General features: G+C 41.2%; 12 protein-coding genes. 6 read left to right on the top strand and 6 right to left on the bottom strand.

The features are described from left to right. Positions 1-12 precede the first annotated feature (12 nt). The 3 genes from H5200_RS04585 to H5200_RS04575 form a co-directional block, all read right to left on the bottom strand. Positions 13-1275 carry a Y-family DNA polymerase gene (locus H5200_RS04585; protein WP_182717255.1) on the bottom strand — a complete coding sequence of 421 codons (1263 nt, stop codon included), beginning with the start codon at positions 1273-1275 and terminating at the stop codon, positions 13-15. After that, the gene (locus tag H5200_RS04580; protein ID WP_145239137.1) at positions 1263-1676 is read right to left on the bottom strand and encodes a LexA family transcriptional regulator; all 414 of its coding nucleotides are present in this window, start codon (positions 1674-1676) and stop codon (positions 1263-1265) included. The genes H5200_RS04585 and H5200_RS04580 overlap by 13 nt, the downstream gene beginning before the upstream one ends. Positions 1677-1758: 82 nt before the next feature. Continuing rightward, the gene (locus H5200_RS04575) at positions 1759-2178 is read right to left on the bottom strand and encodes a MarR family winged helix-turn-helix transcriptional regulator (protein ID WP_182717256.1); all 420 of its coding nucleotides are present in this window, start codon (positions 2176-2178) and stop codon (positions 1759-1761) included. A gap of 110 nt (positions 2179-2288) precedes the next feature. Here H5200_RS04575 and H5200_RS04570 point away from each other — a divergent pair, with 110 nt between their 5' ends. After that, positions 2289-3041: a siderophore-interacting protein gene (locus H5200_RS04570; RefSeq protein WP_182761038.1), complete on the top strand. Its 753-nt coding sequence runs from the start codon at positions 2289-2291 to the stop codon at positions 3039-3041. A gap of 240 nt (positions 3042-3281) precedes the next feature. On the opposite strand, the gene H5200_RS04565 is transcribed toward H5200_RS04570, so the two are convergent. Genes H5200_RS04565 through H5200_RS04555 form a run of 3 tightly spaced genes read right to left on the bottom strand, consistent with a single transcriptional unit; the run spans position 3282 to position 7185 of the window. After that, on the bottom strand, positions 3282-4238 hold the full coding sequence (locus H5200_RS04565) for a sugar kinase (RefSeq protein ID WP_182761037.1): 957 nt from the start codon (positions 4236-4238) through the stop codon (positions 3282-3284). Next, the gene (locus H5200_RS04560) at positions 4239-5726 is read right to left on the bottom strand and encodes a UxaA family hydrolase (RefSeq protein ID WP_182761036.1); all 1488 of its coding nucleotides are present in this window, start codon (positions 5724-5726) and stop codon (positions 4239-4241) included. Position 5727: 1 nt separating this feature from the next. Then, on the bottom strand, positions 5728-7185 hold the full coding sequence (locus H5200_RS04555) for a tagaturonate reductase (protein WP_149980267.1): 1458 nt from the start codon (positions 7183-7185) through the stop codon (positions 5728-5730). Between the two features lie 185 nt (positions 7186-7370). Between H5200_RS04555 and H5200_RS04550 the strand changes: the two genes are divergently transcribed. From H5200_RS04550 to H5200_RS04530, 5 genes are read left to right on the top strand one after another with little or no spacing between them, the layout of a single operon-like run. Continuing rightward, positions 7371-8135, top strand: coding sequence for an SDR family oxidoreductase (locus H5200_RS04550; RefSeq protein WP_145239119.1), 765 nt, complete (start codon positions 7371-7373; stop codon positions 8133-8135). Positions 8136-8158: 23 nt separating this feature from the next. Then, entirely contained in the window at positions 8159-9001 is an 843-nt protein-coding gene (kduI, locus tag H5200_RS04545; RefSeq protein WP_182761035.1) for a 5-dehydro-4-deoxy-D-glucuronate isomerase, read from the top strand. A 41-nt stretch (positions 9002-9042) separates the two neighbouring features. Further along, entirely contained in the window at positions 9043-10020 is a 978-nt protein-coding gene (locus H5200_RS04540; protein ID WP_259397119.1) for a TRAP transporter substrate-binding protein, read from the top strand. 9 nt (positions 10021-10029) lie between these two features. Continuing rightward, positions 10030-10518, top strand: coding sequence for a TRAP transporter small permease (locus tag H5200_RS04535; RefSeq protein WP_145239113.1), 489 nt, complete (start codon positions 10030-10032; stop codon positions 10516-10518). After that, a complete protein-coding gene (locus H5200_RS04530; RefSeq protein ID WP_182761034.1) occupies positions 10518-11819 on the top strand; it encodes a TRAP transporter large permease in 1302 nt (433 codons plus the stop codon). The genes H5200_RS04535 and H5200_RS04530 overlap by 1 nt, the downstream gene beginning before the upstream one ends. The last annotated feature ends 107 nt before the right edge of the window (positions 11820-11926 follow it).

Genomic DNA, 11926 nt, shown 5'->3' with positions numbered 1-11926 from the left:
AATGTGAGTTTTTTATAAATCACAACTTATTTTCGGTAAATGCTGCCAACGCGTTGTGTACTGAGGCGATAAAAATGCACGCTTCATATGCCATGCTTGGCTTTGTTGTTGACTTGCCAGAGTTAGCGTATCGCAGCCGTATCGCTTATTAATTGAATCTAAACACTCCATTAGTTTTATGTTGTCTTGGCTAGGAGCAAATAGGTCGGGTTGTTGAAACTGTTGTGAACTAAGCTCGAGTGCACCCACACCACATTTATAAAAACGGACGTTGTGTTGATATAGCTGCGTAAATATTTCGCTAATTGCTTTAGCAAATACACGGCTATCTGCGCTAGATACGGGTAACTCATACACTAATGATTTTTTATAGTAATGTGACTCATGGGGCGAGCTTGCCACAAATAGTAACAGGCGTTTAGTTAAGGAGCGTTGCTGACGTAGTTTGCGAGCGACAATAATACTGTGATTGATCAACGCTGTTTTTAATGCAACCGGATCAGTTAAACGTTCACCAAAACTACGGGTCGAAAAAATTTCACGCTTATCTTGGCGTACATCATCCCAATTTAAACACACAATGCCATTTAGCTCATTAACTGTACGCTCAAGCACGACGCTAAATAAACGTTTCATACGTTGTGGTGTTTGTTTGGCTAAATCAAGCGCGCTGTTAATGTTAAGTAGTTTGAGTTTTTTAGCTAAACGTCTGCCAACGCCCCATACATCAGCTACATCCATCGCGGCTAAAATATGTTGTCGTGCTTGTTCGCTATCAATCACTGCAATTCCATTAAAACCGTTGAGCTTTTTAGCAGCATGATTTGCGGCTTTTGCCAATGTTGGTGTAGGGCCAAAGCCAACTCCAACAGGGAGTTTTGTTTCGCGCCAAACTGTGCGACGAATTAACTGGCCATACTGATGCCAGTCATTAATGAGTGGGGTAAAGCCGTTAAACTGCAAAAATGCTTCATCAATCGAATATACGTGTTGGGTGTCGCAAAAACGGCTGATCACATTCATCATTTTATCGCTTAGATCCGCGTACAACTCATAATTAGATGAGCGAATAACCACCTTATGTTTGGCCAGTAAATGTTTAACTTTAAAGTAGGGCTGAAACTTAGGGATATTTAAGCGCCGTGCGATAGGACATATCGCACAAATGCAGCCATCGTTATTGGTTAATACCACAACAGGTTTTGAGCGGATCGCTGGATCAAATACTTTTTCAGCGCTGGCGTAAAACGCCACTGCATCCACTAAGCAATACATTGGCGCAGCTCAGCACTAGAGCGATGTAATCGAATCGAACGAGTAACCACACCTTCTAATTGAAATTCATCACTATCAGTCAGTTGCACTGGGGGATATAAGTCCGATGCAGAGAGTAGCCGTGCATTAGTTTTATCTAATAATTTACAAACAAATAAACCATTTAAGTTAGCTACAATGACATCACCATTTTTAGCTTCTTCGGCGCGATCAACCAATAATAAATCGCCGTCAAAAATACCGACCTCTTGCATTGAGCAGCCGGATGCCACACCAATAAACGTCGCATCGGGGTGTTTGATCAATAGCTGATCCAGTGATAAACCAAGTTCTTTATACTGAGCAGCAGGTGATTCAAACCCGCATACGCCCGCTTCGATATAAATAGGAATAACAAACATAAATAATTAACCAAACACATTCACTGTATAAGTGTACAGTATATGTGTTTTAGTTAACTTATGCCAAGTAATGAAGTTGCGATCACTGCATATTTTTAATCATTTTTTGAGCAGTATCTAAAAAGTCATTGATTTGTTGAGAGTTTAAGTTTTTGCACATTTGCTCATTAACATGCTGTTCGGCGTTTAATAGTTTGTCATAAAGAGCATGACCTTCAGAGGTAAACGATAAGATAAAGCAACGCTTATCGTGCTCACTGGCATCTTTGTCAATCAGATTTAATGTAATTAATTCTTTAACTAAGCGTGCAATTTGCGCTTTATCGCGCTGGGTTTGATTCACAATATCGTTAGCAGTGCAGTGAGTTGTCGCTGCAATAATATGTAGACAACGCACATGCATTGCGTTTAACCCAAGCTCACCTGCATTAATGGCTTCGCGTATGGTAACGCGATAATTTTGCATTAAAGCAAATAATGTATTGGCCAATGAAGAGTTCATAATAAATCCATAATGGTTGACAATGTCAATTAAATTGCTATAGTTGATTTTATCAACCAATGGGGCGTTGTGCAATTAAACACGTAAATAAATCTTCTGAGGAGATCAAAATGAGTAGAAAAGTACGTCGTGCAACCGTAATAAGCACAACAGCGATAGCTCCGCATTTAAAGCGTCTGGTTGTTGGCTCAGATGAGTTTCATGATTTTCCTGCGGATCAACAAGGTGCGTACGTAAAAGTACTATTACCACATGCTGGACAAGATGAGGTTGAAATTGACCTCAAAGCCGCTAACCCTGCACCTAAGCGCTCATATACAATCAGAGCTATAGATACTATTAACCATACAATTACGCTTGATTTTGTCGTCAATCAGCATCGTGGTATCGCAACTGATTGGGCTAAACAAGCAAAGCCTGGTGATAAACTCGCAATTGCAGGCCCTGGCCCTAAAAAGCTAGATGATTTTAGTCACTCGCAGTATTTGATGATTGCTGATTTAACCTCAGTTAATGCTATTAACGGGTATTTACAGCAACTACCTGAAACAGCTGATGTTGATGTGATCATTCATGTTACTGACTCGCAGGATGTTATCGAGCTCGATACAATCAAAGCACACAGCAAGCACACTATAAATTGGTTAATTACAATGCAGCCGCAAATAGATGTGGTTGATCAGGCTTCAGTGCTATTGAATCAATATACGCAAAAACCATTGATTTTCATGGCGCTAGAAGCTGCTATTGTGCGCACCATTAAAGATTTAGCGATTGATAAATATGCAATACCGCGTGAGAAGATTGTCTGCTCAGCGTATTGGAAGCAAGGTGTTGATGCAGATGGCAAGCTAACGGTTTAATCACATTATTAGCAGCAAGTAAGGGAATTAGAGTGCATACCCGTGAGAGGAAGTTTACTTAAACAAAATAAGCGTCTCACAGCACTTACTTTAGAATAAGTAAACTTAGGTATGCACTCAGGTTCGGTGTCGAGACGTTAAAGAGTGTTAGCCAATCGATTTAAATATTTAACCATTCTAGCGGGCTAAATAAAGCGCTCACTGTATTAGTAGTTTTTGATGTAGAGCAAGAAAAAATAGCTAAGCCTTTATTGTGTGTTTGATTGTCGCAATGTCTATCTCGACAATTGCTCCACGCTTTTGGATCACTTGGGCGGCCAGTAAATTACCCGCTTGTGCACATTGTTTTATAGGTTGCTCTGTGAGCCACTGCGCTAAAAAACCAGCATTAAATGAATCACCCGCAGCGGTGGTATCAACGACGTTTGCTATTTTTACAGTGCTAAACAGCTCGACTGAAATTGAATTGTCAAGGTGTTTTTTACTGTATTGGCAGCCATCTGCGCCGAGTTTTACAACGACCTCGTGAGCGCCTTGTTGGTGCAAACGCTCGGTACATTGCGCAACATTACTATCTCCCCATAATTGTGCTTCATCGTCAAAAGTCACTAATGCTAAATCGGCTAGTGCGTATGCTTTATTATTGGCAAGGTGGCAGTGCATTTTGCTTGACCATAATGCAGGGCGATAGTTGCTATCATAAATAATTTTTATCCCTTGCTGTTTTAGTAACGCTAAATGGCTGAGTAAAGTATGGCAATCTTGCTCTGCTAAAATTGCCAGGGAGATCCCCGATAAATAAATAGCATCAACTTCGGCAAGACTGGTTAGTACTTTTTTAAAATCAGCATGTTGCAATAAATATTTAGCGGCTGAGTCGCTACGCCAATACTGAAAAGTACGCTCCCCTGACACATCGTTTTGAATCATATACAAACCCGGTTGTTTGTTATGACTGAGCAGCACATTGTCAGTATTAATATGGTGAGCTTGCCATTTTTCAATCAGTGCACGACTTAGTGGATCAGTGCCCATGGCACTGACGTAATTGACGTTTACTTCATTGCCTGCGAGTTTTTTTAAGTAAATGGTGGTATTCATGCTATCGCCGCCATAATTTTGTTGCATGGCAGTAAATGGTTGGCCGCTAAGCTCAACCATACATTCGCCAATAATTGCGATGGACTTAGCTGTCATTTATAACGTCACTCCTTTTTTCCAAATAGCGACTTCACGAATGTCGTTTATTTCATTGCAAGTTGGCTGGCCGTTTACGATGTTGACTAGCAGTTCAACAAACTCCCCGTGGACTTGCTCCATTGAGACATCGTTAATTAAAACGCCAGCGTCAAAATCTATCCAGCGTTTTTTCTTATTGGCAAGTTCTGAATTAGTAGCAATTTTTAACGTTGGCACAAATCCACCATAAGGCGTACCGCGACCAGTGGTAAATAACACCATATGACAACCTGCAGCACCAAGTGCGCTGGTGGCAATAGGGTCGTTACCTGGTGCATCCAATAGATTTAATCCAGGTATTTGCAGGCGCTCACCATAGTGCAAAACCGCTTGTACTTTGCTGGTGCCGGCTTTTTGCGTACACCCTAACGATTTATCTTCTAAGGTAGTGATCCCGCCTTTTTTATTACCTGGCGACGGATTTTCATAAATCGGTTGATTATGAGCTTTGTAATAACCTTTAAAGTTATTAACCATGTTAACGAGCTTGTTAAAGGTTTCCTCGTCTTTACAGCGCGACATTAATAAAGTTTCAGCGCCAAACATTTCAGGTACTTCGGTTAATACCGTTGTGCCACCTTGAGCAATTAAATAATCTGAAAAATAACCCAGCATCGGATTCGCCGTGATACCAGACAAACCATCGCTGCCACCACATTCAAGGCCAAACTTTACTTCAGATAAAGTACCTGGTTGACGTTTATCTTGTTTTACTTGGGCATAAATTTGTTCAAGTAGCGCAACGCCTTCTTCAATTTCGTCATCGGCTTGTTGGGTGATTAAAAACTTAATGCGGCCTTCATCGTAATCCCCTAAGCCATCACGAAATGCCGGTAATTGATTATTTTCACAGCCTAAGCCAACGACTAAAGCGCCACCCGCATTTGGATGCAGTGCCATGTTTTGTAGCAGTATCCGTGTTGTATCTAAATCATCACCGAGCTGAGAGCAGCCAAACTGGTGAGGAAACGCATAAATGCCATCAATTTCTAATTGTGGATGACGCAGTTTAAACTCTTTGATCATTTGGTTGATCATGCCATTGACGCAGCCTACCGTAGGGATCAGCCAGATTTCATTACGAATGCCAATTTCACCGTTTTGTCTACGATAAATATTTACTTCAGGCGAAGGGGTCGCTTCACTTTGTTCAATAAACTCTGGAACATACTGATAATACAGTTCATCATTGAGGGTGGTTTTAACGCAATGGGTATGCACCCAACCGCCTTTTTGAATATTCTCTAGGGCAAAGCCAATGGGGGCACCGTATTTAATAACATTCTCTTGTTTATTAATATCGCGCAGCGCCACTTTATGGCCTTTATCAATGTTCTCATTGACTAAGATCTCTTCGCCATCAACGGGCAATATTTCACCAGCGGTGATATTACGCATTGCAATGGCAACATCATCAGTTGGGTGTAGTTTAATTAATGGTTTCATATTATTGGCCTAACTGGTTAGTAAGCGTAGTAGCTACACCTTCAGTGAGCATATTACGTAGGTGAGCTGTAACGGTGGCAGTTAATTCAGGAAGTTCATTTAAATCACTTTCCCAATGCCATTGTGCCCCTAGTACTTGTTCAACAAGCGTGTTTAAGGATAGGGTGTTGTTATCAAAGTCATGCCACAGGGTATTAAATAGTTCTAACCATTGTGGGGCATCGCTCAATTCAATTTGCTGCTCATTACGTAGGCCTTTATACATCAAAATTTGCCCTGCAATAGCCAATGCCATCATATTCGGTACGGCGTTATTTGTTTTCACATAGGTGTGCAACTGCGGCAAAATACGGGTCTTAAATTTAGTCATACTGTTGAGTGAAATAGCCAGTAATAAATGGCAAATATACGGATTTCTGAAGCGGTTCAGTACATCATTGGCAAAGCGCTTTAATTCATCTTCAGGTAAATCAAGAGTGGGAATAATTTCAGCAAAGATTAACTGGGTTAAGTATTTTTCAAACAAAGGGTCGGCCAGCGCATCGCCCACAGAATCAATGTTCGCCATGTAAGCTAGTGGCACTAAAGCCGTATGAGCACCATTTAAAATACCGACTTTTTGTTGTTTGTAAGGTGAAATATCATCAACAATTTTTATATTTAGATCACTGTCTTGCAAGCATAATAATTCAGCTAGATGCTGCGGTCCTTGAATAACAAACAAGTGAAAGTACTCAGCGGTCACCATAAAGTTATCTAAATAACCTAACGATTCTTGTAGTTGTTGATGCTCATCACGGGGGAAGCCAGTGACAATACGGTCAACTAAGCTTGAGCAAAAGTGGTTAGCTTCATTCAACCAGCTTGAAAACGCCTCAGGTAGTTGCCAAAGTTGGCAGTATTGAAACACGATTTCTTTGAGTTTCTCGCCGTTGTAGTCAATTAACTCACAAGGGATGATCACCATGCCGCTGTCAGCTGAGCCGTTAAAGTGATTAAAGCGATGGAACAACCACTGCGTTAATTTAGCTGGGAATGCTTTAGCGGGAGCGTCATCGAGTCTATCAGTATCAATATATTCAATACCAGCTTCAGTGGTATTTGAAAAAATAATTTTCAGATCCGGATTCTCAGCTAATGCCATATAACGCGGAAAATCTTTATAGACAGGAATTTCTTCATTGATTGAACTAATAATACGGTGATCGGCGACGGTTTCACCTTGCTCGTTTAAGCCACGAATAATAGTGGTATACAAACCATCTTGAACATTAAGTAAAGGAATTGCGTCATAATCAATAGGGCGGATCACCGCAACGCCGGCGTTTAGATCACTTGTTTCATTGAGTTTATCAATTTGCCAATCGATAAATGCACGCAAGAAATTCCCCTCACCGTATTGCATTATTTTTGTTGGGTATTTGTTTTTATTAAAGTTTTTTCTATTCAGTGCTTGCATAATATGAACCTATAAACGTTATATGGGCTGATTGATATTTACATCTTAGCTATATTTGCCACCGGTGGCAAATAATATTTGACAAATTGCCACCGGTAGCGAAGAATGGGTATTAACAAGTTTAGTCAATTCAATTTACATTGAATTAGTAATTACGTAATAAACACTTTATACAGGAATTTAAAATGACAGCCACTTTGTTTGATCTAACTTCAAAAACGGCACTCGTCACCGGTGCAAGCCGCGGACTGGGTCAACAAATTGCACTGGGTTTAGCAGCTGCTGGCGCCAAGGTTATTTGCAGTAGTAGTAAAGAGCACGGCTGCCAAGCAACGTGTCAGATGATCAAAGAGCGCGGTGGTGAGGCGTATGATTATGCAGCTGATTTGAGTAATACGGATTCAGTGAATGCCTTAGCAGCTACAGCCTTAGCTAATCATGGCGGTATTGATATTTTGGTTAATGTTGGCGGCACAATATTTCGCAGCCCTGCGGTGGATTACCCGTATGAGCAATGGCAGAACGTGATGAAAGTAAACCTTGATGCCAGTTTTTTATTGGCCCAAGCGGTTGCGCCAAACATGATCAAACAAGGGTTTGGCAAAATAATTAATATTGCCTCAATGCTGTCATACAGCGGCGGTATGACAGTCCCAGCATATACCGCGAGCAAACATGCGGTAGCGGGTCTTACTAAAGCGCTGGCAAACGAATGGGCGCAACACAATATTCAGGTTAATGCTATTGCGCCAGGTTATTTTAGAACCGATAACACCCAAGCATTACAAGATGATGCCGCTCGTAATAGTGAAATTGAAAAGCGTATCCCTGCGGGGCGTTGGGGTGAAGCAGAAGACTTAATTGGTTCAGCCATATTTTTATCATCAACAGCCAGTGACTATGTCAATGGCCATATTCTCGCGGTTGATGGTGGCTGGTTAGCACGATAATTTTTAATTTTAGGTAGCATGTTATGAGCACACAAATAGAGTCACGTTATGCCGTTGGTCCAAATGAAGTTAAAGGCTATGACACCCAACAGTTAAGAGATGAGTTTTTGGTCGACAAACTCATGCAAGAGAACACCATTTATTGGTTATACACTCACTACGAGCGTTTTATGGTGGGCAGTGCGGTGCCAACCAGCGCACCGCTTAGGTTAGAAACGGTAGACAACTTAAAAGCAGCAAACTTTTTAACGGGTAGAGAGCTTGGTGTGATCAATGTTGGCGGCAGCGGCACGGTGACTGCTGATGGAGAAGATTTTCAGCTTGGCTATAAAGATGCCTTGTATTTAGGTAAAGATACCAATGAGGTGCTGTTTACTAGTCATGACAGTGGCAATCCGGCAAAATTTTATCTTAATTCTGCACCAGCTCACCACAAATATCCAAATAAGTTAGTGACACGTAATGATGCCAATGTATTGCATTTAGGTGCGCTTGAAACCTCCAATGAGCGCGATATTAATCAGATGCTGATCAATACCCTAGTACAAACATGCCAACTACAAATGGGGCTAACGGAATTAAAACCAGGCAGCGTCTGGAATACCATGCCAGCTCATCAGCATGATCGTCGCAACGAAGTGTATTTTTATTTTGAAGTGCCAGAGCAGCAAGCGGTGTGTCACTTTATGGGCGAGCCGACTGAAACTCGCCATATTTGGGTACATAACGAGCAAGCAGTGGTATCGCCACCATGGTCAATTCACTCAGGTGCTGGCACACAAAACTACAGTTTTATTTGGGGCATGGCTGGTGAAAACCTCGATTATGATGATATGGATAAATATCAACCAAGCGAGCTGAGATAATCAGCTCTTTAATGATCATATAGCGATAAGAAGAAATAATAATGAATAGAAATCTTCTCATAAAGATAATGCTAGTTTTGTCGTTATTTTTGCTAACTAGTTGCACTGATGACAAAAAAACAGTGCGATTAACTTTGGCACATACATTAGACACCCGCCATGTGGTGCATCAAGCAATGGAATATATGGCTGAACGTTTGGCATTTTATTCAAATGGCACAATGGAAATTGTTATCTATCCAGGTGGTCAGTTGGGGTCTGAACGTGAACTCATTGAGTTGTTACAAATTGGAAGTTTATCAATCACTAAAGTATCGGCAAGCCCGCTGGAAGGCTTTGTACCTGAGATGAAAGTGTTTGGCATTCCGTATTTGTTTCGCGATAGTGAACATTTTTGGCGTGTACTTAAAAGTGACTTAGGCACCGATCTACTTAATAAAGTAAGCACTGCAAGGCTTAAAGGTTTGGGCTATTACGATGCAGGCAGCCGCAGCTTTTACACCACCAATGGCGCGATTAATACCCCAGATGATTTAATAGGTAAAAAAATTCGCGTGTTAAATAGCCCTACAGCAGTAGCAACAGTGCAGGCTTTAGGCGGCGCTGCAGCACCGATTGCATGGGGCGAATTATATGCCGCACTGCAACAAGGTGTAGTTGATGGCGCAGAGAACAATCCGCCAAGCTATTACTTATCTCGTCATTACGAAATCGCTAAATATTATTCGCTGGACGAACATACCTTTGTTCCAGATGTAATTTTAGCCAGCTTAGAAGTTTGGAACTCACTTAACAACGAACAACAACAGTGGTTAACCCAAGCGATGGCCGACTCTGTTGAGTACCAACGTTCATTGTGGCAAAACGCATCTGATGAGGCGCTTAAAGCAGTTATCGCAGAAGGCGTACAAGTGACCTACCCTGACAAACAAGCGTTTCAAGATAAAGTGGCTGATTTTCATGCTTCGTTCGCTGATACAGCGGTTGCAGCTCACATTAAAAAAATAAAAAGCATGTAGGAGCAAACAATGCGACAACTCAACACACACTTAAATCGCATCATCGAGCGATTACTGATTTTGGCCATGATAGCAATTGTAACCGTTGTTTGTTGGCAAGTATTTTCACGATTTATTTTACGTGCACCGAGCTCATACACCGAAGAGTTAGCACGTTTTATCCTGATTTGGATTGGGGTCTTGGGCGCTTCGTATGCGTATCGCACCAAAGCACATTTAGGGCTTGATCTGTTTTATCAAAAAATGATCCCGTCACTTAGGTATAAATGTTCATTTGTAATCGAAATCTGCGTGCTGATCACAGCATTAAGTATTTTAGTGTATGGCGGCAGCCAATTGATGATGCTGAGCTTTGAATTAAAGCAAACGTCAGCGGCGCTTGAAATCAACATGGGTTATGTGTATATCGTTTTACCGCTGAGCGGGGTGTTGATTGTGATTAATTGCATTGAAAACCTGATCAATTATGCACAGCAAAAATTCACGGAGGAAGCGTAATGGACTTAACAGCAATTGTTTTAATCGTTTGTTTTTTTGTATTGTTATTTATTAATGTACCTATTTCTTTGTGTATTGCGCTATCAACATTAGCAGCGCTATTAATGCACATTGATTTTACGCCTGCCACCACGACCATAGCCCAACAAATGGCCGGTGGCATTGATAGTTTCGCATTATTGGCAATCCCATTTTTTATCTTGTCTGGATTGATAATGGGTCAAGGCGGCATTGCTAAACGGTTGATTGAATGTGCTATGGCGATGATAGGCTTTTTACCCGGCGGCCTGGCACTCGTAAATGTAATGTCGTGCATGTTATTTGGTGCAATATCAGGCTCTGCCGTTGCAGCCACATCGGCGATTGGTAGTTTTATGGTGCCAGAAATGAAAAAACATGGTTACAGTGCCAGTTTTGCTGCGGCGGTTACCGCAAGTGCAGCCACTACGGGCATGTTAATACCACCGAGTAATATTTTAATTATCTATGCCATCGCTAGTGGTGGGGTGTCGATTGCGGCATTATTTATTGCCGGCTACTTACCGGGTATTTTAGTAGGGCTGGCATTGATGATTGTTTGCGCTATTTACTCGATTAAAAACAACTACCCAGTAACAGCAAGACTGTCATTTAACATTGTGATGAAAAAAATACTCGCAGCTTTGCCAAGCTTGTTGCTTATTTTTATTGTTATTGGCGGCATTATTGGCGGTGTATTTACCGCAACTGAAGCCGGCGCTATTGCCGTTATTTATGCTTTAATACTGTCGGTATTTATCTACAAAGAAATCAATATAGCTGAAATGCCTGCTATATTACTAAAAGCTTGTGAAACAACGGCTATTGTAATGCTGATCATTGCCGCGTCTTCGGGCATGTCGTGGTTATTGTCATACACACATATTCCACAGCTGGTCAGTGAGTTCTTTTTAACACTCAGTGATAATCCGATTTTAATCTTGTTGTTAATCAATCTGATTTTAATTTTGGTTGGCGCGTTTATTGATATGACGCCTGCGGTATTGATTTTTACACCGATCTTTTTACCGGTAGCTGAGCAATTTGGTATGTCGCCGATTCAATTTGGGATTATGATTGTATTAAACTTATCAATTGGCTTGGTGTCTCCGCCAGTTGGGAGTGTGCTGTTTGTCAGTTGTGCGGTGGCGAAAACATCGTTACATAAAATAATTAAGCCAATGATGCCGCTGTATGCTGTGATGTTTCTGGTATTGATGTTGGTTACATATGTACCGGCGATCAGTGAAACGTTACCGCGTTTATTTGGTTTAATCGAGTAACTAACCTGAACTTGGGATAATTTATTTGCCAGCGTTTAGGCCAACTTAATCAAACAAATCTGTGATGGAGCTCAACAGCTCCATTTTTCTTTTAAATCAAAGTAGTC

Source organism: Pseudoalteromonas sp. SG43-7 (assembly GCF_014164295.1).
GTDB classification, from domain to species: Bacteria; Pseudomonadota; Gammaproteobacteria; order Enterobacterales; family Alteromonadaceae; genus Pseudoalteromonas; species Pseudoalteromonas rhizosphaerae.
The sequence above is the reverse complement of the archived record's forward strand: the minus strand, read 5'-3'. Positions and strand labels throughout refer to the sequence as shown.